General features: G+C 63.9%; 27 protein-coding genes. 13 read left to right on the plus strand and 14 right to left on the minus strand.

The features are described 5' to 3' along the window. Positions 1-3: 3 nt before the first annotated feature. From ACWGTI_RS04450 to ACWGTI_RS04470, 5 genes are all read right to left on the minus strand, one after another. On the minus strand, positions 4-855 hold the full coding sequence (locus ACWGTI_RS04450) for a citryl-CoA lyase (RefSeq protein WP_454585984.1): 852 nt from the start codon (positions 853-855) through the stop codon (positions 4-6). Next, entirely contained in the window at positions 852-2,030 is a 1,179-nt protein-coding gene (locus ACWGTI_RS04455) for a CaiB/BaiF CoA transferase family protein (RefSeq protein WP_454585985.1), read from the minus strand. Before ACWGTI_RS04455 ends, ACWGTI_RS04450 begins: the two co-directional genes overlap by 4 nt. 3 nt (positions 2,031-2,033) lie before the next feature. Then, the gene (locus ACWGTI_RS04460; RefSeq protein WP_454585986.1) at positions 2,034-3,557 is read right to left on the minus strand and encodes a tripartite tricarboxylate transporter permease; all 1,524 of its coding nucleotides are present in this window, start codon (positions 3,555-3,557) and stop codon (positions 2,034-2,036) included. 4 nt (positions 3,558-3,561) lie between these two features. Next, a complete protein-coding gene (locus tag ACWGTI_RS04465) occupies positions 3,562-4,098 on the minus strand; it encodes a tripartite tricarboxylate transporter TctB family protein (RefSeq protein WP_454585987.1) in 537 nt (178 codons plus the stop codon). A gap of 127 nt (positions 4,099-4,225) precedes the next feature. Then, the gene (locus ACWGTI_RS04470) at positions 4,226-5,203 is read right to left on the minus strand and encodes a Bug family tripartite tricarboxylate transporter substrate binding protein (RefSeq protein WP_454585988.1); all 978 of its coding nucleotides are present in this window, start codon (positions 5,201-5,203) and stop codon (positions 4,226-4,228) included. A 205-nt stretch (positions 5,204-5,408) separates the two neighbouring features. On the opposite strand from ACWGTI_RS04470, the gene ACWGTI_RS04475 reads away from it, so the two are divergent. Next, positions 5,409-6,161 carry an IclR family transcriptional regulator gene (locus tag ACWGTI_RS04475; protein ID WP_454585989.1) on the plus strand — a complete coding sequence of 251 codons (753 nt, stop codon included), beginning with the start codon at positions 5,409-5,411 and terminating at the stop codon, positions 6,159-6,161. A 335-nt stretch (positions 6,162-6,496) separates the two neighbouring features. Then, complete coding sequence (locus ACWGTI_RS04480) at positions 6,497-8,983, plus strand: EAL domain-containing protein (protein ID WP_454585990.1); 2,487 nt, start codon at positions 6,497-6,499, stop codon at positions 8,981-8,983. Positions 8,984-9,008: 25 nt separating this feature from the next. Here ACWGTI_RS04480 and ACWGTI_RS04485 read toward each other — a convergent pair whose 3' ends face one another. Both ACWGTI_RS04485 and ACWGTI_RS04490 read right to left on the minus strand, forming a co-directional pair. Then, positions 9,009-10,109 (minus strand): OmpA family protein, encoded by a 1,101-nt coding sequence (locus ACWGTI_RS04485; protein WP_454585991.1) that lies wholly within the window; start codon positions 10,107-10,109, stop codon positions 9,009-9,011. Between the two features lie 117 nt (positions 10,110-10,226). Next, positions 10,227-10,766 (minus strand): GNAT family N-acetyltransferase, encoded by a 540-nt coding sequence (locus ACWGTI_RS04490; protein ID WP_454585992.1) that lies wholly within the window; start codon positions 10,764-10,766, stop codon positions 10,227-10,229. 247 nt (positions 10,767-11,013) lie between these two features. Between ACWGTI_RS04490 and ACWGTI_RS04495 the strand changes: the two genes are divergently transcribed. From ACWGTI_RS04495 to ACWGTI_RS04510, 4 genes are all read left to right on the plus strand, one after another. Beyond that, the gene (locus ACWGTI_RS04495) at positions 11,014-11,469 is read left to right on the plus strand and encodes a DUF2214 family protein (protein WP_454585993.1); all 456 of its coding nucleotides are present in this window, start codon (positions 11,014-11,016) and stop codon (positions 11,467-11,469) included. 176 nt (positions 11,470-11,645) lie between these two features. Continuing rightward, positions 11,646-12,623: a tripartite tricarboxylate transporter substrate-binding protein gene (locus tag ACWGTI_RS04500; protein WP_454585994.1), complete on the plus strand. Its 978-nt coding sequence runs from the start codon at positions 11,646-11,648 to the stop codon at positions 12,621-12,623. Between the two features lie 84 nt (positions 12,624-12,707). Further along, positions 12,708-13,181: a tripartite tricarboxylate transporter TctB family protein gene (locus tag ACWGTI_RS04505; protein WP_454585995.1), complete on the plus strand. Its 474-nt coding sequence runs from the start codon at positions 12,708-12,710 to the stop codon at positions 13,179-13,181. Between the two features lie 9 nt (positions 13,182-13,190). After that, the gene (locus ACWGTI_RS04510; RefSeq protein WP_454585996.1) at positions 13,191-14,699 is read left to right on the plus strand and encodes a tripartite tricarboxylate transporter permease; all 1,509 of its coding nucleotides are present in this window, start codon (positions 13,191-13,193) and stop codon (positions 14,697-14,699) included. Here ACWGTI_RS04510 and nth read toward each other — a convergent pair. Beyond that, entirely contained in the window at positions 14,696-15,496 is an 801-nt protein-coding gene (gene nth / locus ACWGTI_RS04515; RefSeq protein ID WP_454585997.1) for an endonuclease III, read from the minus strand. The genes ACWGTI_RS04510 and nth overlap by 4 nt on opposite strands. A 22-nt stretch (positions 15,497-15,518) precedes the next feature. Between nth and ACWGTI_RS04520 the strand changes: the two genes are divergently transcribed. Continuing rightward, positions 15,519-16,013: a DUF2244 domain-containing protein gene (locus ACWGTI_RS04520; RefSeq protein ID WP_454585998.1), complete on the plus strand. Its 495-nt coding sequence runs from the start codon at positions 15,519-15,521 to the stop codon at positions 16,011-16,013. A gap of 10 nt (positions 16,014-16,023) precedes the next feature. On the opposite strand, the gene ACWGTI_RS04525 is transcribed toward ACWGTI_RS04520, so the two are convergent. Continuing rightward, positions 16,024-16,839 (minus strand): class I SAM-dependent methyltransferase, encoded by an 816-nt coding sequence (locus ACWGTI_RS04525; protein ID WP_454585999.1) that lies wholly within the window; start codon positions 16,837-16,839, stop codon positions 16,024-16,026. Positions 16,840-17,020: 181 nt separating this feature from the next. On the opposite strand from ACWGTI_RS04525, the gene ACWGTI_RS04530 reads away from it, so the two are divergent. From ACWGTI_RS04530 to ACWGTI_RS04540, 3 genes are all read left to right on the plus strand, one after another. Then, the gene (locus tag ACWGTI_RS04530; protein ID WP_454586478.1) at positions 17,021-17,908 is read left to right on the plus strand and encodes a methylated-DNA--[protein]-cysteine S-methyltransferase; all 888 of its coding nucleotides are present in this window, start codon (positions 17,021-17,023) and stop codon (positions 17,906-17,908) included. Between the two features lie 151 nt (positions 17,909-18,059). Further along, the gene (locus tag ACWGTI_RS04535; RefSeq protein ID WP_454586000.1) at positions 18,060-18,971 is read left to right on the plus strand and encodes a ribokinase; all 912 of its coding nucleotides are present in this window, start codon (positions 18,060-18,062) and stop codon (positions 18,969-18,971) included. Next, positions 18,968-20,428: an amidase gene (locus tag ACWGTI_RS04540; RefSeq protein WP_454586001.1), complete on the plus strand. Its 1,461-nt coding sequence runs from the start codon at positions 18,968-18,970 to the stop codon at positions 20,426-20,428. The genes ACWGTI_RS04535 and ACWGTI_RS04540 overlap by 4 nt, the downstream gene beginning before the upstream one ends. A 4-nt stretch (positions 20,429-20,432) precedes the next feature. Here ACWGTI_RS04540 and ACWGTI_RS04545 read toward each other — a convergent pair whose 3' ends face one another. From ACWGTI_RS04545 to ACWGTI_RS04555, 3 genes are read right to left on the minus strand one after another with little or no spacing between them, the layout of a single operon-like run. Next, positions 20,433-20,903, minus strand: coding sequence for an aminoacyl-tRNA deacylase (locus ACWGTI_RS04545; RefSeq protein ID WP_454586002.1), 471 nt, complete (start codon positions 20,901-20,903; stop codon positions 20,433-20,435). Beyond that, positions 20,900-22,333, minus strand: a complete 1,434-nt coding sequence (locus tag ACWGTI_RS04550; RefSeq protein ID WP_454586003.1) for a tryptophanase — start codon at positions 22,331-22,333, stop codon at positions 20,900-20,902. Before ACWGTI_RS04550 ends, ACWGTI_RS04545 begins: the two co-directional genes overlap by 4 nt. Before the next feature lie 59 nt (positions 22,334-22,392). Beyond that, positions 22,393-23,220 carry an AraC family ligand binding domain-containing protein gene (locus ACWGTI_RS04555; protein WP_454586004.1) on the minus strand — a complete coding sequence of 276 codons (828 nt, stop codon included), beginning with the start codon at positions 23,218-23,220 and terminating at the stop codon, positions 22,393-22,395. Between the two features lie 189 nt (positions 23,221-23,409). Between ACWGTI_RS04555 and ACWGTI_RS04560 the strand changes: the two genes are divergently transcribed. Beyond that, positions 23,410-24,024, plus strand: coding sequence for a LysE family translocator (locus ACWGTI_RS04560; RefSeq protein WP_454586005.1), 615 nt, complete (start codon positions 23,410-23,412; stop codon positions 24,022-24,024). 154 nt (positions 24,025-24,178) lie between these two features. Here ACWGTI_RS04560 and ACWGTI_RS04565 read toward each other — a convergent pair whose 3' ends face one another. Then, the gene (locus ACWGTI_RS04565) at positions 24,179-25,120 is read right to left on the minus strand and encodes a nucleoside hydrolase (protein ID WP_454586006.1); all 942 of its coding nucleotides are present in this window, start codon (positions 25,118-25,120) and stop codon (positions 24,179-24,181) included. Positions 25,121-25,264: 144 nt separating this feature from the next. Here ACWGTI_RS04565 and ACWGTI_RS04570 point away from each other — a divergent pair, with 144 nt between their 5' ends. Together ACWGTI_RS04570 and ACWGTI_RS04575 are read left to right on the plus strand one after the other, a co-directional pair. After that, positions 25,265-25,690 (plus strand): Hsp20 family protein, encoded by a 426-nt coding sequence (locus tag ACWGTI_RS04570; RefSeq protein ID WP_023669741.1) that lies wholly within the window; start codon positions 25,265-25,267, stop codon positions 25,688-25,690. Between the two features lie 65 nt (positions 25,691-25,755). Further along, positions 25,756-26,013: a BQ00720 family protein gene (locus tag ACWGTI_RS04575; protein WP_023683072.1), complete on the plus strand. Its 258-nt coding sequence runs from the start codon at positions 25,756-25,758 to the stop codon at positions 26,011-26,013. Positions 26,014-26,145: 132 nt separating this feature from the next. On the opposite strand, the gene ptsN is transcribed toward ACWGTI_RS04575, so the two are convergent. Further along, a complete protein-coding gene (gene ptsN / locus ACWGTI_RS04580; RefSeq protein ID WP_454573438.1) occupies positions 26,146-26,610 on the minus strand; it encodes a PTS IIA-like nitrogen regulatory protein PtsN in 465 nt (154 codons plus the stop codon). Positions 26,611-26,711: the final 101 nt, after the last annotated feature.

Genomic DNA, 26,711 nt, shown 5'->3' on the forward strand with positions numbered 1-26,711 from the left:
GCCTCACTTGCCCTCGTCACCTTCAGCGGGAAACGGCCGCACGGGCGTGCCGGTATAGGCCCACAGCCATTCGCGCGGCAGCGGCCCCTTGTTGCGGTCGCTCTGCTGCGACTGCTCCCACGCATGCGCCAGGATGCCAACCGAACGTGACAACACGAACAGACCGCGCGTCAGCGGCGGCGGAAAGCCGAGTTCGCCATAGATGACGGCCGTGGCGCCGTCGATGTTGAGCGGGATCTTCTTGCCCTTGCGCCGTGCGACCCCCGCCTCGACGGCCTCGGCGATGTCGGCGAAGCGCCCGCTGACGACGCCGCGCGCGGCAAAATCGCGCGTCACCTCAATCAGCCGCGGCGCGCGCGGATCGACCGGGTGGAAGCGATGGCCGAAGCCCGGCACATAGCCTTTCTCCTCGGCGAAGAAGCGATCGAGCCGCGCCGAGACCGCCTCATCCAGCGTCGCACCCGTGTCGAGCGCCACGGCGATGTCGCCGTAGAAGGAAAGCGCCTGTTCGCCCGCGCCGCCATGGACGTCGCCCAGCACATTGACCGCCGAGGCCATGGCACTGTTAATGCCGACGCCGCAGGTGATGGCCATGCGGGCAATGGCGATCGACGGCGCCTGCGGCCCATGATCGACGGCGGCCCCCAGCGCAATGCCAAGCAGAGCCGCCTGCTCTTCGCTTGGCAGCTCACCGCGCAGCATCAGCCAGATCGTTGCCGGGAAGCTGACGCGGCCGATCAGATCCTGGATTTCATAGCCGCGCAGCCGGATAATGCCGGGGCTCATCTCGATGATGCCGGTCTGCCACCATTCCTCGCCGCGCTCGCGGCCGGTTTTTTTCTCAAGCTCGCTCACGCCCGCCTCCTGGCGCGCGGCGGCAAGTCGGAAAAAACCTCGTCCATGTGCTCGCCGAGCACAGGTGGCGGCAGGACTGGCAACGGCGCGGCGCCATCGACCATGAAGCCGCCGCGCACGACGGTCAGCGGCTGCTCCATGCCGGGCAGATCCTGGAACCGCGTGGTCATGTCGCGCTCGACCACCTGGCGCTCGCCAAGCACCTGCGGGATGGTCAGTACCCGGCCCGCCGGTACGCCGGCGCGGTTGAGCTTTTCTTCCCAGACGGCGGCCGAAGCGCTGGCGAGCGCCGTCTCGATCAGCCCTTTCAGAACGGCGCGGTTCTGCTTGCGGGTCTCGCGTTCGGCAAAGCGCGCATCCTCGGCCAGTTCTGGTTGGCCGATCAGCCGGCAGAGCGTGACGAACTGCTCCTGCTTGTTGGCGGCGATGTTGAGCAGGCCGTCACCGGTGCGGAACGCACCGGAGGGGGCCGCCGTCATGTTCTCATTGCCCATCGGCTTCGGCTCGACGCCGGCGGTCAGGTAGTTGGACACCGGCCAGCCGAGCGCCGACAGTGTGCATTCGAGCATCGAGACATCCAGAAACGCGCCCTCGCCCGACGTCTTCTGCTTGACCAGCGCGGCGGCAATGGCGAAAGCCCCGACCAGCCCGCCCAGTGTGTCGGCGACGGGATAGCCGACCCGCAGCGGTGCGGTCTCCGGCGTGCCGGTAATGCTCATGATACCCGATAGCCCCTGGATGATCTGGTCGTAGGCCGGATTGTCGCGCATCGGTCCGGTCTGGCCGAACCCCGATATAGCGCAATAGACGAGACCGGGACGGACCTCCTTCAATGCCTCATAACCGAGGCCGAGCCGATCCATCACGCCTGGTCGAAAATTTTCGACCAGCGCCTCGGCCGAGGCAACCAGGTCGAGGAAGCGCTCTCGATCGGCTTCGTTCTTCAGGTCGAGCACCACCGATCGTTTGCCGGCGTTCTGCGCCAGGAACGACGCGCCCATGCCGGCCTTGTTGAGCGCCGGCGAGGCGCCGAGCTGGCGCGCCAGATCGCCGCCTTGCGGCGCCTCGACCTTGATGACGTCGGCGCCGAGCAGCGCCAGCTGGTAGGCGCAGTACGGCCCGGCCAGCACATTGGTCAGGTCGAGCACGCGAATGCCGGCAAGCAGATCGGTCATCTCTCAGGCATCGCCCGGCACATGCTCCGGTCCGCGCCGACGCCGATGCTCGATGAAGGCCCAGATATGCGGACCGGCCAGCCCGATAAAGGCGAGCGTCAGCAGCGTCAGTGACAGCTTGTGGGTGTAGAACACCGACCAGTCGCCATTCGAGATCGTCATCGCCCGGCGGAACTGGGTTTCGGCGAGCGGCCCGAGGATCATGCCGATGATGACCGGCGCGGTCGGGAAATCGAAGCGCCGCATCAGGAAGCCGGCGGCCCCCAGCAGATAGAGGATGATGAGGTCGATCGGCGACTGCGAGATGCCGTAGGTTCCGACGGTCGCGAACACCAGGATGCCGGCGTAGAGCTGCGGCGCCGGGATCTTGAGCAGCCGCACCCACAGCCCGATCAGCGGCAGGTTGAGGATGACCAGGATGACGTTGGCGATGAACAGGCTGGCGATCAGGCCCCAGACCAGATCGGCCTGCGTCGTCAGCAGCAGCGGTCCCGGATTGATGCCGTAGCTCTGGAAGGCCGACAGCATGATCGCAGCGGTCGCCGAGGTCGGCAGGCCGAGCGTCAGCATCGGCACCAGCACGCCGGCGGCAGACGCATTGTTGGCGGCTTCCGGACCGGCAACGCCCTCGATGGCGCCGACCGTGCCGAACTCCCCCTTGTGCCTCGACAGCTTCTTTTCGATGGCATAGGACAGGAAGGTCGGGATTTCGGCACCGCCGGCCGGCATCGCGCCGATCGGGAAGCCGATGAGAGCGCCGCGCAGCCACGGCTTCCACGAGCGCCCCCACTCGGCCGCGGTCATGTAGAGCGAGCCTTTGAGCGGCACGATCTCATCCTTGCCGGCATAGCGGCGCGAGGCCATGTACAGCGTTTCGCCGACGGCAAACAGGCCGACAGCGGCAATGATGACATCGACGCCGTCGAGCAGTTCGTTCATGCCGAAGGTAAAGCGCGGCTGGCCGGTCTGCAGGTCGACGCCGATCATGCCGATGACGAAGCCGATGAACAGGCTGGTGAGGCCGCGCACCGACGACGAGCCGAGCACTGCCGACACCGTGATGAATGCGAGCACCATCAGCGAGAAATATTCGGCCGGCCCGAACGCCAGCGCGAACTTCACCACCACCGGCGCCAGGAAGGCAACGCCCATCGTGCCGATGGTGCCGGCAACGAACGAGCCGATCGCCGACGTCGCCAATGCCGCGCCGCCGCGACCGGAGCGGGCCATCCTGTTGCCTTCCAGGGCGGTGACGATGGTGGCGCTTTCGCCCGGTGTGTTGAGCAGGATCGACGTCGTCGAACCGCCATACATGGCGCCGTAATAGATACCGGCGAACAAGATAAAGGAGGCCTCCGGCGCCACCTGGTAGGTGATCGGCAACAAAAGCGCGATGGTCAGTGCCGGCCCGAGGCCTGGCAGCACGCCGATGGCGGTGCCGAGCGTGGTGCCGACCAGGCACCACAACAGATTCATCGGCGAGAAAGCGACGGAAAATCCGTGACCGAGATGACTGAGCGTCTCCATGGCGTCAGCCCCTCAACGTGGCGATGATCGCATCGATCACCGTGTTCAGCTGGTTTTCGATGAAGCCGGCGCCGATGTTGACGCCGAGCGCCCTGGCAAAGCCGAAATAGGCGGCAAGCGCCAGGATCAGACCGGTGAGAGCATCACGCAGCGTGTGCTTGCTGCCGAAGCCGTAACAGACGAGCACGAACATGATGACGGAGGCGGCGGTGAAACCCACCGGCTGGATCAGCACCAGATTTGCCACCAGCCCGGCAACGACGATGCCCATCGCCTTCCAGTCGGTCGGTGTTTCCTTCTCCTCCTGCGGCTGCCAACCTCCGCGCAGCGCGGCGAGGATGAGCAGCAGCGAAAGCACGATCATGCCGGTCATGGTGATGTAGGGAAAGACGGTCGGCCCGACCTTTGAATAGAGCGGCGACACCGGAATCGCCAGGGTCTGCCAGGCAACGGCCGCGGCGCAGGCGAGAAGCCCGATGCCGATCAACAATTCGGGCATGGCAAGGCGCGGGGGCGCCGGCTGCTGGTCGCTGCTGCTCATCAAGGTCCTCCCAATATGGCCGGCATCCTCCCGCCGGCCGCATCCGCAGTTTCACCCCCACCGCATCATATGTCCATGCCGCGGGCGAAAGTCGGAAGGGGGCGGTGTTAGCCGCCCCCTTGGAGTGTCAGGCGAGGCCGAGATCCTTGAGGATCGCGGTGATGCGTGCGGTGTCGTCGGCGAGGAATTTTGCATAGTCGTCGCCGGTCAAAAGGATGGGCGTCCAGTTGCGGTTCTTGCACTCGGTTGCCCAGGCGTCGCTCTTGGCCATGGTCTCGATCATCGTGACCATCGCCGCCTTGTCGGCGTCGGAGACGCCGGGCGGTGCAAAGACGCCGCGCCAGTTGAACAATTCGACATCGATGCCGGCTTCCTTCATCGTCGGTGCGTCGATGCCGTCCTGGCGCTTGTCGGCGGAGATCGCCAGCAGCCTGAGCGCGCCTGCCTTGACCTGTTCGGAGAACTCGCCGTAGCCGGAAATGCCGGCTGCGACCTGGTTGCCGAGCAGCGCCGACAGCGCCTCGCCGCCGCCGGCGAACGGCACGTAGGAAAGGTTGGTTGCCGGAACCCCGACCGTCTTGGCGATCAGGCCGAACAGGATGTGATCGGAACCGCCGGCCGAGCCGCCGGCAACCGGAACCTTGGTCGGATCCGCCTTGAGCGCGGCGACGAAATCGCCGGCTGTCTTGAACGGCGAGTCCGCCGGCACCACAAGCGCCTCGAACTCGCCGGTGAGGCGGGCGATCGGTGTGACTTCTGAAAGGTTGTTGGCCGATTTGTTGGCGATGATGGCACCCACCATGACCATGCCGGCAACCATCAGCGAATTGCCCTTGCCCTTCCACTGGCTGATGAACTGCGGCAGGCCGACCGTACCGCCGGCGCCGCCGACATTGGTGATCTGCGAACCGGAGATCAGTTTTTCACTGCGCAGCACCTGGTCGATGGTGCGTCCTGTCTGGTCCCAGCCGCCACCGGGCGCGGCCGGCACGAAGATCTGGATCTGTGGTGCATCTTGAGCGAAGGCGGGCGTCAAATGCGTTGCGACGAAACCGGCAGCGCCTGCGGCCGCGGTGCTCATCAAAAATCTGCGTCTGTTCAGCATGGGATTCCTCCAAATCACGACACCTCCTCCGGTGCCTGCCAGAAACGTAGCCTGAAAACAGACCCGCTCGGCAAAAATTCATGCAGATTTCGAAACGTTCTGTCAACAGGAACGCCGTTCTACTAGACAGAATTCGGGATATGCGGCACAATCCCTTCGATCGGCTTTGATCCGAGCGAGTAACTGGAATGAAACCGTCAAGCAGATGACCGAAGCGCGATCCCAGCCGTTACAGGCCGATGGCGTCGCCGCGCTCGACCGCGCGATCGCCATTCTCGACGCTTTCGCCGCCGCCGACCGCTCGCTCAGCCTGGCCGAAATCGCGGCGCGCACCGGGCTTTACAAGAGCACCATATTGAGGCTGGCGAACTCGCTGCTGCGCGGGCAGTTGCTGGAGCGGCTCGACGATGGCCGCTACCGCATCGGACCGGCCACTTTCAGGCTCGGCGCGCTCTACCAGCGCTCCGTGGTCGCGGTCGACATCCTGTTGCCGATCATGCGCGATCTCGCCGAGCGGAGCTGGGAAAGCGTGGCCTTCTATGTCCGCTCGGGTGACGCCCGCACCTGCCTCTATCGCGTCGAATCCAAACATCCTATCCGCTACACCATCCAGGAAGGCGACCTGTTGCCGTTGCTCGCCGGCTCGGGTGGCCGCGTGTTGGCAGCGTTTTCAGGCCAGCCGGGCGAGCCTTACGAGACCATTCGCCAGGCCTGCCACTATCTGTCGATCGGCGACCGCGACCCGGAGACGGCGGGCGTGTCGGCCCCGGTGTTCGGACCGGGCCGCGTTCTGCTCGGCGCCTTGACGCTCGCCGGCCCGTCGACGCGCGTCGATACGGCCTTCCTGCGTCGCATGACGCCGGCTTTGCTGGAAGCGGCCGCCCGCGCCACCCGCGCTTTCGGTGAGGACGCTTCAGCCCTTGAACGTGCGGGCGTCAAAGCAGGCAGCCCTACGTAGGGCAATCCAGCTCCGCGATGCGATCAAGCACGTGTGGGTCACAGGGTGTTTCCACTCGCCCTTGCAGGCATCCAGTCCCGAATGTATTCTTGTAATTTACTCGAATACAATCCAATTTTGGCGAAAGATTGGGTCCTAACGCGGCGTCAGCAAATTCTACAGAAATAGGGCAAATAAGGAAGCAAATATCCCAGGAATTTATTGGCTGTTAATGCCGGTAGGCTAGTCAGTCAATTGTCGCCAGGTATAGGTGACATCGGGGAGAAGGCGTCACCTGACCGGCATCTGGCCGGCAGGCAATTCGCGGGAGCCATGGCTATTTCCATGGAAGCTTGATGAGGCTGTCACCAACAGACACCAGCCCCCGTCTTCTCGGGTTGGTCTGGCCATTCATCCTCGTGGTTCTTGTCCAGGCCCTGGTTGCCAGCGGCAGCCTTTACACGCTCTCCGCGGTCCGCGCCTATGTCGGCGGCGAGAGCCACTGGTCCAAGGGACAGAAGCAGGCCATCTACTTTCTCGGTCTCTATGCCGATACCGGCAAGGAAGAATTCTTCAACGAGTATCGCGAAGCCATCGCCATTCCGCTCGCCGATCGTTCGGCTCGACTTGCACTTGAGCAATCAAAACCCGACACCAATGCGGCGCGTGCCGGCTTCCTCCAAGGGCGCAACCACCCTGACGATCTGACGGGGATGATCTGGCTGTTCCAGAACTTCCGCCATGTGAGCTATCTCGACATTGCCATCCAGCATTGGACGGCTGCCGACAGCATGATCGTTGAAATCGATCGGCTCGGCACCACGATCCACCAAGGATTTGCGGAAGGTGCGGTTTCGGCCGCGCAAATCAGCACCTGGAAAGCGGAAATCCATCAGCTCAACCATCTGATCGGCCCCCTTTCCAAGGCCTTCTCCGACAGCCTCGGCGAGGGATCCCGTTTCATCAAGATGGTGCTGACGATCGCCAACCTGGTTACGGCTGGCTTGCTTATCCTGCTCGCCGTGTGGCGCACCCGCAAACTGCTGGCGCAGCGCCGAGCTTTCCAATCCGCCCTCAACGCCGAACGCGAGCGCGCCCAGATCACCCTTGCCTCGATCGGCCAGGCTGTCATCAGCACTGGAGCGGGCGGACTGTTGGACTATATGAACCCCGTCGCGGAGCGACTGCTGGCACACTCGCTCGACATGGCCAGGGGCAAGCCGATCGCATCGCTGTTCCGCTTGCTGGACAAGGATACCGGTGTCGAGGAACTCGGATTGGTGGAGCGTCTGCTGGCTGGCGAGCCACGCCGCCCCAACGTCCGCCCGCAACTGCTGCAGCGCGCTGACGGCTCGGTCGTACCTGTGGCGCTGACCGGTGCACCGCTGTTCATTTCCGGCCGTGTGGTCGGCGCGGTGCTGGCTTTCCACGACATGACGCGCGAGCAGGACTACATCGAGCGGCTCTCCTGGCAGGCTTCCCACGATGCATTGACCGGACTTGCCAACCGCCGCGACTTCGAAAGCCGGCTGGAGTCGGAAATCGCCGAATTGCGTCACAAGTCCCGTCAGCACGCGCTGATGTACCTGGATCTCGATCAGTTCAAGCTTGTCAACGATACGTGTGGTCATGCGGCCGGCGATCAGTTGCTGCGGCAGATTTCCGTTCTCCTCGGCAATGCGTTGCGACCGGGCGACATGCTGGCGCGGCTGGGTGGCGACGAGTTCGGCGTTCTGCTGTTCGATTGCAGCCCGGATCTCGCTGTCGACATCGCCGAACGCCTGCGCGCAACGGTGCAGGACCTGCATTTCACCTGGGAAGCCAGGCCTTTCAACAGCAGCGTGAGTATCGGCATGGTTCAGATCACCAATCCCGAAATCACGCTTGAAGAGACCCTGCGGGCTGCGGATGTCGCCTGTTACATGGCCAAGGAAAAAGGCCGCAACCGGGTTCAGCTGCACAGCGACAGCGATGTCGCCTTGCGCGAACGCTTCGGCGAGATGGCCTGGGTTCAACGCCTGCATGCCGCGCTGGAAGAAAACCGCTTTACGCTTCACGCCCAGGAAATCTGGCCGCTGAACGAGGCGGCCTCCGAAGCCGGCGCGCATATTGAGATCCTGCTGCGGCTGACCGGCGAGGACGGTCTCGTCGTCTCGCCCGCCAGCTTCATTCCCGCTGCCGAGCGCTACGGGCTGATGCCGTCGATCGACCGTTGGGTCGTACGCAACACCTTCGGCGTCCTGGCGGCACGCCTCGCCGATCCGTTAGCTTCTCCCATCGCAACCTGTGCCATCAATCTCTCCGGCACGAGCTTCGGTGACGAGACCTTCCTCGGCTTCTTGCGCGAGCAGTTTCTTGCCTATGGCATTCCGCCGAACACGATCTGTCTGGAGATCACGGAGACCAGCGCCATCGCCGATCTCGCCAATGCCATGCGCTTCATTGCCGATCTGCGCGGGTTGGGTTGCCGCTTCGCCCTCGATGACTTCGGCTCCGGCATGTCGTCCTTCGCCTACCTGAAGCACCTGCCCGTCGACTATCTGAAAATCGACGGCAGCTTCGTCAAGGACATGCTGGAGGATCGTATCGACCGCGCCATGGTCGAGATGATACATCATATCGGCAAGGTGATGGGCAAGCGCACCATTGCCGAATTCGTCGAAAGCGACGGCATCATCGCGGCACTGAAGACCATCGGCGTCGACTATGCGCAAGGCTATGCGATTGCCCGGCCGCAACCTTTCAACGCCTCTGTGACGCTTCTGAATCCGGCGGCGCCGGCGAAGCGGACGGACAAGGATCGTTGGAACGGCCTTGCGCGAAAATTGCGCAAGGCCGGATGACAGGGCAAACGGTCGCCGGGTTTCGTCAGTTCGCCTTGACCAGCACCACGCGACGGTTCTTGGCCCGGCCGGTTTCGTCGTCATTGCTGGCGACGGGCGCCATCATGCCGGCGCCGGCGGCCGTCATCCGCCCACCGTCAATGCCGTATTTTGAAACAAGCGCTGCCCTCACCGCCTGGGCGCGGCGCGACGACAGATCGATATTGTAGTCGAAGGCGCCCTGGTTGTCGGTATGACCGACCACGATCACCGCCATGCCGGGCTCGTTGGTCAGAAGCGTCGAGATCTCCTTCAGCGTCGGTTCCGATTCCGGCTTGATGTCGGCCTTGTCGGTGTCGAAGAAGATGCCGTAGAGCGAGATCGAGCCGGTGGCCGACAGCGAATCCGCCATCTTGGCCGCTTCGACCACCACCATCTTCTTGTCGCGCGCCTTCGGCTCCAGCACCTGGACGACGGCGATGGTGCGGCCGTTGAGTTCCTTGCAGTAGAGGTCGTCGATCAGCGAATAGGCCTGAACGGTGACGTACGCGTCGCCACCGTCCTGCGGTACCTTGGCCGCGAAGAAGCGCTGGTCGTTGATGCCCGAGGTCAGCGCGCAGGCGCCGTTGGAAAAGGCCGCGTCCTTGATGTCGCTTTCATGGAAGAAATACATCATCAGGCTCATGTCGCCGCCGCCGCCGCTCGACGACCGGTCGGCCGCACCGCCGCACTCCTCTTTCTTGCAGTCGAACAGCACTTCGCCGCCGGCGGCCTCGATCACATCCTGATAGTTGCGCAGCACTTCGAGCGGCGAACGCTCGGCCGGCAGCACATAGGCAATGCGGGTCAGCGCACCCTCGACCTCAGCCTTCTTGTCCGGCGCATAGATGCGATTGTTCATCGCATCACGCGCATCCGCATCGGCACTCGGCTTGAGCGGCGACAGCGGCACGGTGAAATCGGTATAGGCGAATTTTTCGTAGGAGACGATGAACGACCCCTCATAGCGCTTGGCCAGATGATTGTCGGCCGCACCTTCGATGTCGGCGATAGGCACCGTCGCATCGGCGCCCGCCAGTCGCACGGCTGCAAACAGCAGCAGCGCCGCCCAGAAAAGCTTCATAAGTATCGCATTGATCGCACGCATTGGCCGGCTCCCCCATGAGCAATTCCAGGAAAAGTGTGAGCGGTTCCCACAGGAATTGCGTCGCTAGATCAGGATGGCAATTTTTGCAGAACGAGGCAATTGCGTCGATGAAGTACTTCACGTCAGCCGTTCGAGCAGGATGGTCGGCCCATCGTGATAGGTCGTTTCCAGCACCTTCGTGTAGCCGCACTTTGCCGCGACGCTCAGCGAGCCCGTGTTTTCCGGATCGATGATGCAGACGGTTCTGGCGCCGGCAAAGGTTTCGTCGCCCCAGGCCAGTGCCCGCTTGACGACTTCGCTGGCAAGACCCCTGCCATGCGCCTGCGGCGCCAGCGCCCAACCGGCTTCCGGAATGCCTTCGAGGGACGGCACGATATCGCGCTTGAGGTCGTGGAACCCGGCCTCGCCGATGAAGCGGCCGCTGGCCTTGTCCTCGATCGCCCAGAAACCGTAGCCCAGCAGCGACCAAAGGCCCGTGTGCCTGAGGAAGCGCATCCAGCTTTCCTCGCGCGTGCGCGGCTTGCCGCCGATGAAACGAGTGGTGACGGGATCGGCCCACATGACGACATAGTCGTCGAAATCATCGATCCGGTGCGCCCGCAGGATGGTCCGCTCCGTTTCGAGAACCGGAACGCCGGCTGCTTTTGGATTGCCCATGAAACTCTGCCTCCGTTGACGGTCGTCGCTTAACAGACCGACGCTCGCCAACAAGGGCCAAGGCGGATCATCATGCGGCCAGGCAAGCTTTCTCGATCAATCGAGCTTGCTGTCAGGATGTGGCGTCAATGACGCTGATGACTGGACTGGAAGCAGCCTGCCTCTGGGAATTCCGCCGAACGATGCTACCTTCCGCAGCCGGTCCGGTGAGGGCCGGTCTCGATACCGCCAACGGGAGGAGCGCGCCATGGACACCACCGATCTTGTGCTTGCCATTTTCCATCATCTGCTGGTGTTCTCGCTGGCCGGCATTATCGGCGCCGAATTCGTCCTGATCCGCGGCGATCTCTCTGCCGCCACGCTCAAGCGGCTTGCCGGCATCGACCGCCACTATGGCATCATCGCCAGTCTGATCATCATCATCGGCATCGGCCGCGTCATCTATGGCCTGAAGGGCTGGGAGTTCTACGTCTACAACTGGGTGTTCTGGGCCAAGATGGCGGCGTTCGGCATTGTCGGCCTTTTGTCGATCATCCCGACCATCCGCTTCATCTCCTGGAACCGGCAGGCCAGCGCCAGTCGCGGCTTCCAGGTGCCGGCGGCGGAGCTCGCCTCCGTGAAGACCTATGTGCGCGCCGAAGCCTTCATCTTCCTGCTGATCCCGGTCTTCGCGGCGGCCATGGCGCGCGGCTACGGTTACTGAACCAACGCCAACACGAAACCCATCTCCGCCGGAATACTCTCCACCGATCGCAATGGTTGCCGACGACTGTATTTTGCAGTTTGCGTTAGGCGGCAATCTGTTAGCCTGCCTATGTTGCACATCGCTGGCGGGTTCCGGGCAACGGTTGGAAATTGATATCCTGGGAGGAGATCACGATGAGGAAATTCGTTACCGCCCTGGCCGCCGCCGCGGCCGTCGCGCTTTATTCGTTCACCGCCAGCGCGCAGACCTATCCCGAGCGCACCATAACCGTGGTAGTGCCGTTTGCGGCCGGCGGTCCGACCGACACGGTAACGCGCCTCGTCGCCGAAGCCATGTCGAAGGATCTTGGCCAGCAGATCATCGTCGAGAATGTCGGCGGCGCCGGCGGGACGCTGGGCGCCGGCCGCGTCGCCAACGCCGACCCGGACGGCTACACGCTGCTCCTCCATCACATCGGCATGGCGACAAGTGCGACGCTCTACAGGAAGCTCGCCTACGACACGCTGAATGCCTTCGAATATGTCGGCCTCGTCACCGAGGTGCCGATGGCCATCGTCGCCCGCAAGGATTTGGAGCCGACCGATCTGAAAGGGCTGGTCGAATACGCCAAGGCTAACAAGGACTCCATCACCGTCGCCAATGCCGGCATCGGTGCTGCCTCGCATCTGTGCGGCATGCTGTTCATGAGCGCCATCGGCACGCCTCTGGTCACCGTGCCCTACAAGGGCACCGGGCCGGCCATGACCGACCTTCTCGGCGGCCAGGTCGACATGATGTGCGACCAGACCACCAACACCACCAAGCAGATCCAGGGCGGCACGATCAAGGCCTATGCCGTCACCACGCCGGAACGCCTGGATGTGCTGAAGGACGTGCCGACCACGATCGAAGGCGGCCTGCCCGCCGTGCAGGTCGGCATCTGGCACGGCCTCTATGCGCCCAAGGGCACGCCGGCCGCGATCACCGACCGCCTGTCGAAATCGCTCCAGGTCGCGCTGAAGGACCCGAACGTCATCGCCCGCTTCGCCGAACTCGGCACCAAGCCGTCATCCGAAGCCGACGCGACGCCGGCGGCGCTGAAGGCCAAGCTGGAAGGCGAGATCACGCGCTGGAAGCCGATCATCGAAGCCGCCGGACAGTACGCCGATTGATGGCTTGAACGGGGCGCTTCCGGCGCCCCGCTTCCGTTCGTTTTTACAGTCGCAACGGCAGGCCCAGCGCCTGGGAGGACCGTCATGAAACCTTTCGCTATCGACAGGACAAACGGCCTGTGCGCCGCGCTGTTCATCTTTTTCGGCGCCTTTTTCGCAATACAATCGCTCGGCCTCGAAATCGGCACCGCCTTCCGCATGGGACCGGGCTATTTCCCGCTGGTGCTGGCGATCGTGCTGATCGTGCTCGGCGCCATCATCCTCGTGCAGGCGGTGCGCGTCGAAGGCGAGCCGATCGGCCCGATTGCCTGGCGCGGCATGTTCTTCATCCTGCCGGCGCCGATCTTCTTCGGCCTGACGGTGCGCGGCCTCGGTTTCGTCCCGTCGATCTTCCTGACGTCGCTGATCGCCGCCTTTGCCAGCGGGCGCATGAAGCCGCTGACCGCACTTGTGCTGTCGGCCGGCCTGACGCTGTTTTCGGTGCTGGTCTTCAGCTACGCGCTCGGGCTGCCGTTCCAGCGCTTCGGCCCCTGGCTGCCCCAATGGCTGGCATTGTGAGGTGACGGGATGGACCTTCTCAAAAACCTCGAGCTCGGCTTTTCGACGGCCACAACGCCGGCCAATCTTGGTTTCTGCCTGATCGGCGTGCTGCTCGGCACGCTGATCGGCGTCCTCCCCGGCATCGGCGCCACCGCAACCATCGCCATGCTGTTGCCGATCACCTTCCAGATCGGCGACCCGGTCTCCTCGCTGATCATGCTTGCCGGCATCTATTACGGCGCCCAGTATGGCGGCTCGACCACCGCCATTCTCATCAACATGCCCGGCGAATCCTCGTCGGCCGTGACCGCCATCGACGGCTACCAGATGGCCCGCAACGGCCGCGCCGGGGCGGCACTGGCGATCGCCGCGATCGGCTCGTTCTTCGCCGGCACGGTGTCGACCTTCCTGGTCGCCGTCTTTGCTCCGCCGCTGACGGCGATTGCGCTGCAATTCGGCGCGGCGGAGTATTTTTCGCTGATGATCGTCGGCCTCGTCTCGTCCATCGCCCTCGCCCATGGCTCGATCGTCAAGGCGCTGGCGATGGTCGTGCTCGGCCTGCTGCTCGGCATTGTCGGCACCGACATCTACACCGGCACGCCGCGCTTCACGCTCGGCATCCGCGAATATGCCGACGGGCTGAACTTCGTCGCGGTGGCGGTCGGCGTCTTCGGCGTCGCCGAGATCCTGCGCAACCTCGAAAACGAGCATGAGCGCTCGGTGATGATCAAAAAGGTCTCCGGATTGATGCCGACCCGCGACGACTTCAAGCGCATGGCGGCGCCCATCGTGCGCGGCACCATCATCGGCTCGGCGCTCGGCATCCTGCCCGGCGGCGGAGCGGTGCTTGCCGCCTTTGCCTCCTATACGGTCGAGAAGCGCGTGTCGAAAAACCCCGGGGAATTCGGCAAGGGCGCCATTGCCGGCGTCGCCGGACCGGAATCGGCCAACAATGCCGGCGCCCAGACCTCCTTCATCCCGATGCTGACGCTGGGCATTCCGGCCAACCCCGTCATGGCATTAATGATCGGCGCCATGATCATCCAGGGCATCGTGCCCGGTCCCAATGTCGCGACCGAACAGCCGGCGCTGTTCTGGGGCATCATCGCCTCGATGTGGATCGGCAATCTGATGCTGATCATCCTCAACCTGCCGCTGATCGGGCTTTGGGTGAAGCTCTTGACGATCCCTTATTACGTGCTGTTTCCGATCATCATGGCGTTCTGTTCGATCGGCGTTTACAGCGTCAACACCAACGCCTTCGATCTGCATGCCGTCGCCTTCTTCGGCCTGCTCGGCTATGTCCTGACCAAGCTGCGCTGCGAACCTGCGCCGCTGCTGCTCGGCTTCGTGCTCGGCCCGCTGCTTGAGGAAAATCTGCGCCGTGCCATGATCCTGTCGCGCGGCGACCCCTCGACCTTCGTGACGAGGCCGATCAGCGCCGGCCTGCTGCTCGTCGCGCTGGCCGTGCTCGTCGTCGTCTTCCTGCCGTCGGTCAAGAAGAAGCGCGAAGAAGTGTTCGTGGAGGAGAACTAGTTGTCCGGGACGTCGGAGGGGCCGAGCACCGCGATTTCCACCAGCGGCGCCGGCACGTCGGTCGTCTTCTCCGCCGCCTTGCAGATATCGGCGATGACGCAGGCCGGGCAGTCCGGCTTGCGCGCCTTGCAGACATAGCGGCCATGCAGGATCAGCCAGTGATGCGCATGGCGCATATATTCATCCGGAATGATCCTCAGCAGCCCCTGCTCGACCTGTTCCGGCGTCTTGCCGGGCGCCAGGCCGAGCCGGTTGCCGATGCGGAAAATGTGAGTGTCAACCGCCATCGTATGCTGGCCGAACGCCATGTTGAGCACGACATTGGCGGTCTTGCGCCCGACCCCCGGCAGCTTGACCAGTTCATCGCGCCCGCCGGGCACCTCGCCGCCATGGTCGCGGATCAACGCTTCGGACAGCGCTATGACATTCTTGGCCTTGTTGCGCCAGAGCCCGATGGTTTTGATGTACTCGCCGACCTTTGCCTCGCCGAGCGCCAGCATTTTTTCAGGCGTGTCGGCGACCTTGAACAGCGCCCGCGTCGCCTTGTTGACGCCGGCATCGGTCGCCTGCGCCGACAGCACCACCGCCACCAGCAGCGTAAACGCGTTGACGTGCTCAAGCTCGCCCTTCGGCTCGGGCCGCTGCACCGAAAACCGCCGGAAGATCTCATGCACTTCGGCCGCGCTGTAGAGCGAGCGGGCCGGCCGTGGCCGCGGCTTGGCGTTCGAGCCGTCGCGCCGGCCGGGCAGGAGTTCACTTTTGGGTAGCGGAAGATTTTTGGACTTGGGGGTCGCCATTCCCTTCCTATAATATCCCCGCATGAGCGACACAAACGCCTCGTTTCAGGCTGACGAGCCCTTCTTTCACGCATTGCTGACCCCACACCGGTCGCTGGGCAAGACGGGCTTCCTGATCCTGATGAGCACGCTGCTGTTCGGCTGGGCGGTGACAGGCGCATTCTTCCTGTCGCGCGGCGCCTGGCCGGTGTTCGGCTTCTTCGGCCTCGACGTGATCGCCGTCTACATCGCCTTCCGCGCCAACTACCGCGCAGCTCGCGCCCGCGAGGAAGTCTCGGTGTCGCGCACCAGCCTCGACATCCGCAAGACCGCACCCTCGGGCAAGTCGGAAGCGCACCGCTTCAATCCGTTCTGGGCGCGCTTTTCCGTCGCCCGCCATGCCGAGATCGGCATCACCAAAATGGTAGTGGAGGCACAGGGGCAGAATGTGCCGATCGGGTCATTCCTGGACCCCGACTCTCGCGAGAGTTTTGCTACGGCTTTTTCGCGGGCGCTGACGAAAGCCAGGACGCGCTAGAGCCGGCGCCTCAGAACCGAAAGCGCAGAATCCTGCCGACCTTGCGCAATGCGGGAATGTTTCTCCAGAGCGCGATGAACAGCTTTGAAGACCAGCCCATGTGAGCTGTGCGTTCAGCGCTGTAGGCCGAGATATCGTCGACAAAACGCAGCTTCGGAACAGCGCGCTCCAGTTCGTGCGGATCGTCGATTGCCCAGTGGACCTCGGCCCCCGTCGCCCTGATGGTCGGGTTGAGGCGCAACATCTTCAGGCCGAAGCGGCTGTAGGCGTCGAACATCAACTCGCCGCCGGAGAGATGCGAGACAAGGCGCGACAACAGCCGTGGCCCCTCCTCTGCCGGGAGATAGGGCGTCAGTCCTTCCATCACCACCACGGCCGGGCGGTTGCGGGGCACCTCAGCCAGCCAGTCCGGATCGGTCACCGAAGAGCCTACCAGGTGATAGTGCTCCCGGGACGGGTAGAGTTTGTGCCTGATCGCGATGACATCCGGGAAGTCGACGTCGAACCACTCCACGCCGTCTGGCGGATCGACACGGAAGATGCGCGTGTCGAGCCCGCAGCCGAGATGCAGCACGATGGCGCCGGGATTCCTGGCGATGAAGTCCTGGACGCGGACGTCGTACGTCTTCGCCCGGATCGCCAGCCCGATGCCCAGATTGGTGTCGACCTTGAGCCGCGAAAAATCATAGTCGATCTTGCGCACAGCCTCATCGGCGAAACGGTCTCTGAGCAGCGAATCGGGCTGCCGGCTCTCCAGCGCCTTGCCGTGGAGCGTCATCAGCAAGGTCTCCCTTGCCCCGGTCAGGTTTACCTTTTCGCCGGCCATCGGCATCTCCAGGTTTGCAATCCAGTGTCTATCTCGGCCAGTGTCTATCTCGGCCAGTGTCTATCTGGGCCAGCTTCTATCTGGGTTTAAGCCGCAACAAGGCAAGTTTCGGGTGGTTGCAAAGGGCGGGAAGACCGATATTCGCGGTCAAGGAGATATTGCCATGAACGCCCAGATGACCATGAATGCGCAGATGAAACCGACAGCGATCCTGCAGCACGACATCACTCCCGGAGGCAGCGACTATGAGGTCGTGCGCCGCGCCATCGAGAAGATCAGCCTCGACTATCGCGACCAGCCGTCGCTGGAAGCCTTGGCCGCCGATGTCGGCGAGACGCCGACCGGGCTGCAGAAACTGTTCACCCGCTGGGCCGGCCTGTCACCGAAGGCCTTCCTGCAGGCGGTCACGCTCGACCATGCGCGCAAGCTGCTCGATTCCGGCATGCCGCTGCTGGAAACGTCGTTCGAGGTCGGCATGTCCGGCCCCGGCCGGCTGCACGATCTGTTCGTCACCCATGAGGCGATGTCGCCGGGCGACTACAAGACCCGCGGCGCCGGGCTGACCATCCGCTACGGCTATCATATCTCGCCCTTCGGTATCGCCCTGATCATGGTCACCGACCGCGGCCTTGCGGGGCTGGCCTTCAACGATCCGGGCGGCGAGCGGGCGGCCTTCGCCGACATGTCGGGCCGCTGGCCGAATGCCACCTATGTCGAGGATATGAGCGCCACCCGGCCCTATGCCGCGCGCATTTTCGAACCGACGCTGTGGCGCGCCGACCAGCCGCTGCGCGTGGTGATGATCGGCACCGACTTCCAGCTGCGCGTCTGGGATGCGCTGCTCAGGATCCCGATGGGCAGGGCCTGCACCTATTCCGCGATCGCCGCCGGCATCGGTGCGCCGAAGGCAAGCCGAGCGGTGGGTGCGGCGGTCGGCGCCAACCCGTTGTCCTTCGTCGTGCCTTGCCACCGGGCAATCGGCAAGTCCGGCGCGCTCACCGGCTACCATTGGGGCCTGACCCGCAAGCGCGCCATCCTCGGCTGGGAAGCGGGCCAGACCGCCTCCTGATGAAGCACCCCGCGTAAACAACACCGGCGAAAACCCTTCGCCGGTGTTTTCTTTTCTGCGAGCCCTCGGAAATCGCGCAAAAATTCTGCCTGCTCTGGCAAGCCGCCGGCTTACAGGTTAGCTTCCCGCGCATTCCGCAGGAGGCATTTTCTTGATCATCGTTGTCGGCTCGATCAACCTCGACCTCATCGCCAATGTCGACCGCTTGCCTTCGCCGGGTGAAACGGTCCGCGGTTCCGGCTTCACCACCGCGCCCGGCGGCAAGGGCGCCAACCAGGCGCTGGCTGCGGCGCGCGCCGGCGCCAAGGTGCGCATGGTCGGTGCGGTCGGGAAGGACAACTTCGCCACCGAGTCGCTTGCGCTGCTTGTGGCCGGCATGGTCGATCTCTCCGGCGTCGGCCAGAGCTTTGCTTCCACCGGCACGGCGCTGATCCTGGTCGGTGCCGATGGCGAGAACGTCATTGCCGTGGTGCCGGGCGCCAATGATTCGGTGCTGCCCGGCGATCTCGCCAAGGCTTTCCTTGCGAAGGGCGACGTCGTCCTGCTGCAGCACGAAATCCCGCTGCAGACTGTCGAAGCCGCTCTTGATGCCGCGCGCGCCGCCGGTGCGGTCACCGTGCTCAACACCGCGCCCTTCCGCGCCGAGGCCGCTGCCTTTCTCGGCAAAGCCGACTACGCCGTCGCCAACGAAACCGAATTCGACCTTTACGGCGAGGCGCTGTCGCTGAAAGGGCGCAACCGCCCAGCGCGCATGCGCGACTTCGCCGGCAAGACCGGCCGCACCATTGTCGTCACGCTCGGCGGCGATGGCGTGCTGGCGGCGACGCCGGACGATTTCCTGACCGTGCCGGCGCTGAAGATCACGCCGGTCGACACGGTCGGCGCTGGCGACACGTTTTGCGGCTATCTCGCTGCCGGGCTGGCGTCCAACCTGCCGCTCGAACAGGCTCTCACCCGCGCCGCCGCCGCCGGTTCGCTGGCCTGCCTGAAACCGGGCGCCCAGCCGGCGATCCCGCTCGCCGCCGACGTCGACGCCGCCCTGCACAACGCTTCGGCCGGATGACGGAGATGCGCCCTGCGACCAAACACGCCGTACCGCCGGCCGGCGACATCTGCCGCCTGTCCGCCATCGACCTTGCCGAGGCAATCAGGCTGCGTCGCCTGTCCGTGCGCGAGGTGGTCGCGGCATTCCTCGACCGTATCGACGCGGTGAACCCACTGGTCAACGCCATCGTCTCGTTGCGCGAGCGCACGGACATTTTGCGCGAGGCCGACGCAGCTGACGCGCATCTGGCGCAGGGCAAGCCGGCCGGCTCGCTGTTCGGCCTGCCGATGGCGATCAAAGACCTCGCCATGACCAACGGCTTGAGGACCAGTTTCGGTTCGCCGATCTTCGCCGATTTCGTCCCGCAGGAGGACGATTTCTTCGTCGAGCGCATCCGCAACGCCGGCGCCATCATCATCGGCAAGACCAACGTTCCCGAATTCGGACTGGGATCCAACACCTACAACGACGTGTTCGGCCCGACGCTGAACGCTTTCGATCCGGCGCTCACCGCCGGCGGCTCGAGCGGCGGCGCTGCGGTCGCCCTTGCGCTGGACATGGTTCCTGTCGCCGACGGCAGCGATTTCGGCGGTTCGCTGCGCAATCCGGCTGCCTGGAACAATGTCTATGGCTTCCGCCCGTCGCAGGGCCTTGTCCCCGGCGGACCGGACGTCGAGGTCTTTCATGCCCAGATGGGCGTCGACGGGCCGATGGGCCGCGGTATGGGTGACATAGCACTGCTGCTCGATGTGCAGGCGGGCTACCATCCGCAGGCGCCATTGTCCTGGGAGAAACCCGGCTCGTTCCTCGAAGGGTTGGCCACGCCGACAACCGGCGGCCGCATCGGCTGGCTCGGCGATCTCGGCGGCCATCTGCCGGTTGAAACAGGCATCCTCGATCTGTGCGAATTTGCACTCGGGCGCTTCGCCGAGGCATCCTTCGTGACCGAGCCCTTGTTGCCGGATGTCGATTTCGAAGCGCTGTGGCAGGCCTTCGTGACCCTGCGCCAGGCAAGCAGCGGCACGGCGCTCAAAATCCACTATGACGATCCGCACAAGCGCGGCCTGCTGAAGCCGGAAGCCGTGTGGGAAGTCGAGAACGCCATGCGGCTGACGGCGCCGCAAATCCGCGCGGCCTCGGTCGTCCGCACCTCCTGGCACCGGACGCTGCTGGCGCTGTTCGACCGCTTCGACCTCATCGCACTGCCGACGGCACAGGTGTTTCCTTTCGAAGTCGGCATCCACTGGCCGCGTGAGGTCGCCGGGCGCGCCATGGACAGCTACCACCGCTGGATGCAGGTGTCGGCCTTCGCCACGCTCGGCGGCTGCCCGGCGCTCAATGTGCCGGTCGGCTTCGACGCCAAGGGCAGGCCGATGGGCATGCAGCTGATCGGACCGCCGCGCGCCGACCTCGCCGTGCTCAGGGCTGGCGCCGCCTATGAGCAGACGCTGCCGTGGCCGGCGGGAGCGGATTGAACCGTCACATGGCGGCCGGCTTGGCGAAATCGCCGACCTCGCCATCGGCGATGTCGACCCACACATCGCGCTTGATGATGAGCGTCGCCGTGTTGCGACCGGTGCCGCAGACGATCTCGTCGAGGCCGAGCACGGCGCGATCAATGAACACACGGGCACTGCCGATGGGCAACGGCACGATGCCTCCTTGTTCCATGTCGAGCTCCCTGCGCACATCTGTCGGGTCGGCGAGCCGAAGGTCGGCCCTGCGCAGCCCGAGCGCGTCGGCGATCTTCTTGTAATCCGCCCTATCCGCTGCCCGCAGCGCAACGATCGCAAAACCGCCGGGCCTGGCGAAGGTCAGGCCCTTGACCATTTTTGCCGGGTCGAGCGACAGGATGTTCTTCGCATCGTCGAAGGAGATCAGCGGCGCATGTGTCTCGACGGTATAGCGCGCGCCACGGTCTCCCAGGAACCGTTTGACCGTGGGGCTCATGCGTCAGCCATCTCCGCCGCCGGCAGCGCCGCTGCCGCCTTTTCGGCCCAGGAAAACCGCGCCGTGAAGTGGCGCAGGATCGGCGGTTCATAGGTGAAGTCAAGCCCCCTGATCGCCCCTGCCCGCCTGGCGACGGCGGTCAGTGCGTCGGCGATGTAGTCCATATGGTCGTTGGTGTAGACGCGGCGCGGAATGGTGAGACGCAGCAGCTCGAGCGGCGACTTCTCCTGTTTCCCGGTCACCGGATCGCGGCCCAGCATCAGCGAGCCGATCTCGACGGCGCGGACACCGGCCTCCAGATAAAGTTCGCAGGCCAGCGCATGGGCTGGAAAACGGTCGGCGGGGATGTTCGGCAGCATCGCCGCGCCGTCGACGAAGACAGCGTGGCCGCCGGTCGGGTACTGGATCGGAACGCCGGCGCTCCGCAACCTTTCGCCGAGATAGGCGACTTGGCCGATGCGATAGGCGAGATAGTCACTCTCGACCGCCTCTTCGAGCCCGATCGCGACCGCCTCCATGTCGCGCCCCGCCAGCCCGCCATAGGTTATGAAGCCTTCCATGGGGACGCATCGGGTCTGGACGGCCCGGAACAGGTCCTCGTCCTGGCGGAAGGCGCAGAAGCCGCCGATGTTGACCATTCCATCCTTCTTGGCAGACATGGTCAGCATATCGCCATAGCACATCATCTCCCGCACAATGTCGCGGATCGATCGGTCGGCGTAGCCGTCTTCTCGCTGTTTGATGAACCACGCATTCTCGGCAAAGCGCGTAGCGTCGATGATCATCGGGATGCCCATTTCGCGGGCATATCCTGAAACGGCCCGCAGGTTGGCCATCGACATAGGCTGGCCGCCGGCGCTGTTGCAGGTAATGGTTGCGATGATGCCCGCGACATTCTGGCGGCCATGGATTTCGATCGCGTGGAGCAATTCCGCCTGGTCAAAATTGCCCTTCCAGTCATCATAGCGGGCAGTGTCGCTGGCCACTTTAGTCAGCACGTTGATAGCTTTGGCGCCGGCAATTTCGACATGCGCCTTGGTCGTGTCGAAATGGTAATTGGACAAGAACACCGGCGTCTGCGAACCACAACGCTTCACCAGTTCGGGAAACACAATCTGCTCCGCCCCTCGCCCCTGATGGGTCGGGATCGTGTAGGGATAGCCGAACAGCCGCTCGATCGTTTCGGCGAGACGGTAGAAATTGCGGCTGCCGGCATAGGCCTCATCGCCAAGCAGCAACCCTGCCCATTGGCGGTCGCTCATCGCACCGGTGCCACTGTCGGTCAGAAGGTCTATATAGACGTCCTCGCTCCTGAGCAGGAATGGATTGAGCCCCGCCTCGGCCAATGCCGCCTCGCGGTAGGCACGGTCGGTCATGCGGATCGGCTCGACCATCTTGATGCGGAAGGGTTCTGGAATGCGTTTGTTCATGGCATGCTCCATCGTTGCGGCCTGAAGCGCCGCGTTCGTTGCAGGAATCGTAGGTCGGGTCAGGCGGCGAAAGCCGCTCGATAGGCTCCGGGCGGCACGCCGACGCGCGCCTTGAAAATGCGAGTCAGATGCGCTTGGTCGCTGAAGCCCGTGACCATCGCCACTGACAGCGGATCGAGGCCGCTGCGCAGCATCGCCTTTGCCGCGTCGACACGGCGATTGACCAGGAAGGCATGCGGCGTCATCCCGGTCCTGCGGTGGAAGGCGCGGATCAGCCGCTGTCGCGACAGCCCAGCCTCCACGGCAAGGTCTTCCAGCGTCAGCCGCTCGGCAAAGCGCTCGGAAAGAAGCTCGACAATGCGGGCAACAGGCCCCTGCTCGCTCCCCGAGCGAGGGAAACGCACGCCAGCATGCACCGACAGGCAGTAGACATAGGCGGCGAGCAGCTTCTCCTCGGCTTCCATCGGCGTACACTTGTCCTCCCACAGGCGGTGCGCGGCGAAAAACACGGCAGCACCCCGCGGGTCATGCACGATCGGCTCGCGGAATGTCGGCGTTCCGGCCCGGTCAAGCGAGGTATTTTCGGAAGCGATTTCGCGCAGCAAAGCCGTCGACGGATAGCTGACGCGGTAGCTGAAACCGTCATTGGCCGGCGCGCCGTCATGCACCTCGAAAGGATTGTAGAGGGTGAGATCGCCGGCGCGGACGGCATGACTGCGCCCCCGGATGAAGATGGTGCCGGTGCCGCGCGACAGCGCGCCGACAACGAACGTGTCATGCGCATGCGGCTGGTAGCGATGGCGCGTGAAGGTTGCCGAGAGGCACTCGACCCCACCCACCGGCGCAGTGAAATAGGTCGCCTTCTCGTTCCGGCCCAACGCGTTCATGGCATGCTCCCTGCACTGCATGGTCAGAAATCTAGCATCCAAGGATGCCACCGGTATTGCACAAAGATATCACTGGTCGAATTTGTGAAAGCGCCGAAAAATCAGATGATAATTTTCCTTGGCTTGCCCTCCCGACATATGCATTCTGCGGCGCCTGCCGGCTGAGCGGCCAAGGAGTGAGGGAAGATCATGTCGCTGGAGCTTTTTGCCGCCTACACCGTCGCTTGCGTTGTTGTCATGCTGGTGCCCGGACCGACGGTGACGCTGATCATCGCCAACAGCATCCGCCATGGCGCGCGCGCCGGGCTCGCCAATGTCGCCGGCACCCAGGCCGGGCTTGCCGTGATGATCGCCATTGTCGGCATTGGCCTCAACACGCTGATCGCGGGCATGGGCCACTGGTTCGAATGGGTGCGCCTGGTCGGCGCCGCCTATCTCATCTGGATGGGCGTGCAGATGTTCCGCTCCAGGGGCACGCTGAACGCCGACGGCACGGCGAGGAAGCCGCGCGGCGGCTTCTTCCTGCAGGGCCTGTTGGTGGCGCTCAGCAATCCGAAGACGCTGGTGTTCTTCGGCGCCTTCTTCCCGCAGTTCATCGCCCCGCAGGGCAATTACACGCTGCAGATCGTCGTCATGGGCTTCACCGCCATGATCTTCGCCGCCGTCTCGGACTCGACCTATGCGCTCGCCGCCAGCCGCGCCGGACGCCTGCTCTCAGCCAGCCGCATCAAGCTGATGTCCAGGATCAGCGGCAGCTTTTTGGTCGGCGGCGGCCTGTGGCTGGCGTTTTCGAAGGCGAAGTAACAACCTCTTCTCTCGCCCCGCTTACGGGGAGAGGGTGGTCGCGCAGCGACCGGGTGAGGGGCAGCGCTGAGGGTGCAGACGAAGTATCTACGTTCGCGCCGCCCCTCATCCGCCTGCCGGCACCTTCTCCCCGGGAACGGAGAGAAGGAAACGTTTAAAGCCGCGCCAACCTCTCCGTCAGCAGCGCGAAAAAGGCGTCATGGTCGATGTCGCGCATCACCATGGCGTTCTTCGGCCGCTTGGTCACGCCCCACCAGTCGATCACGGTCATGCCCATGGTGAGCTCGGAAGCCGTTTCGATGGTAACGTTGCAGTTGCGGCCCTTGAACAGCTCCGGCTTCAACAGATAGGCGATGACGCACGGGTCGTGCAGCGGTCCGCCATCGGTGCCGTATTTCTCCTCGTCGAAGCGCTCGAAGAATTCCAGCATCTCGGCTGTCGCAGTGCCGACCCTGGTGCCGAGCTTGCGGATGGCTTGCGTGCGCTTGGCCGTGGTCAGCGCCTTGTGGGTGACGTCGAGCGGCATCATGACGATCGGAATGCCCGATTTGAACACCAGGTCGGCGGCCTGCGGGTCGACATAGATGTTGAACTCGGCGGTCGGGGTAACATTGCCGCCCTCGAAGAAACCGCCGCCCATCAGCACGATTTCCTTGATGCGCGGTGCGATCTTCGGTTCGCGGATCAGCGCCAGCGCGACATTGGTGAGCGGACCGAGGGCGCACAGCGTGATCGTGCCGGCCTCTTCCTTCATCAGCGTCTCGACGATGAAATCGACTGCATACTGGCCCTGCAGTTTCATCTTCGGATCGGGCAGTTGCGGGCCGTTGAGGCCGGTCTTGCCGTGCACTTCCTCGGCGGTGACGAGTTCGCGCGCCAGCGGGCGGATGGCGCCGGCATAGACCTTGATATCGGGCCGACCGGCCAGTTCGCAGATTTTTCTGGCGTTCTTTTCGGTCAATTTCAGCGGCACGTTGCCGGCAACAGCGGAGATGCCGACGATCTCCAGCTCGGCGCTGCCGAGCGCCAGCAATATGGCGACGGCATCATCCTGGCCGGGATCCGTGTCGATGATGATCTTGCGGGTCTGGGGCATTTCATTTCCTTATGCGGGGGAGTCTTTTTGGCGGGGGTGTTCGGCGGCTTGAACTTGGCCGCGGCGCGGACCATATCAAGACCATCGGGAAAAATGCCATCCGGGTTTTTCCAGTTTATGTCGCTCCAAAGAGGACAGTGTAACATGAGCCGAATGACGCCCTTCTCCAGCCCGCTTCTCCTGGGTTTCGATGCCATGGAAAAGACGCTGGAACGATTGGCGAAATCCGGTGACAGCTATCCTCCCTACAACATCGAGCGCCTCAGCGGTGCCGACGGCAAGGCCGAAAGGCTGCGCATTACGCTCGCTGTAGCGGGATTCGCCGAAAGCGATCTCGATGTCACCACGGAGGAAAACCAGTTGGTCGTGCGCGGCCGTCAGACCGACGACACCGAGCGCGAATTCCTCCACCGCGGCATCGCCGCGCGCCAGTTCCAGCGCTGTTTCGTGCTGGCCGACGGCATGCGGGTGATCGCAGCGGAACTGAAGAACGGCCTTTTGTCGATCGATCTCGATCGGCCTGATACCGAACGGCTGGTACGGAAAATAAATATATCGGTGAAAGACTGATCTTTACCGATGGCTCTCATGCGGGATGGCCTTGAGCGGCGTCCTCGCGCCAAGGAGGCTTTGAAATGACCAGAACTGACGAAACCATCACCATGACCAGCGGCGAATTCGCCCATCTCGGCGAAGGCTCGGTCGCTTACCTCCGCAAGGTCTCGAGCGACGAACTGCTGGGACGTTTCCCCAATCTCGGCGAAATCGCGCCCGGCATGGTCCTGTGGGCCTTGTTTGCCGCCAACGGCCAGCCGATCCTGCTTTCGGACGCCAAGGACCGGGCTTTGGCCGGCGCCATGGAAAACGACCTGACGACTGTCGCCATCCACTAGAACCATGATCCCGAAAAGTGGGAACTGGTTTTCGGGCAAGATCATGGTCGACCGATAGAAATAGGCGATTGTCAGGATCGGAAATGCAAAGGGCCGCCTTTGGCGGCCCCTGGAAGCTTAATCCATAAAACTTCAGGCTGCGTGCGAAGCCTGCGTGTCCGACAACAGCGCGTGGATGGCGACCGCATCGCGCGTGCCTCGGATCTTCGCCACCGTGTCGGCGTCGCGCAACACCCGGGCGATGCGCGACAGCGCCTTGAGGTGATCGGCGCCGGCGCCTTCCGGGGCCAGCAGCAAGAACACCAGATCGACCGGCTGGTCGTCCAGCGCCTCGAAATCGACCGGCGTCTCCAGCCGGGCAAAGACGCCTGCGATGCGATTGACCCCGGCGAGCTTGCCGTGCGGAATGGCGATGCCGTTGCCGACGCCGGTGGAACCCAGCCGTTCGCGCTGCAGGATGGTGTCAAACACTTCGCGCTCCGGAATCCCGGAAATCGCCGCCGCTCTCTCGGACAGCAATTGCAGAAGCTGCTTTTTGGAGTTCGCCTTCAACGCCGGCAAGATCGCCGGAACGTTGATAAGATCGCTCAGATCCATGCTTGAAAATCCCTTATTCGCCTGCCGTCGCCAGTCCTCGCCCCTCGCGCGGCTGGCTATTATCTCTGTGCGACCATTGTCGTCACGCCCGTGCGACCCAT

Source organism: Mesorhizobium sp. ArgA1 (assembly GCF_053714375.1).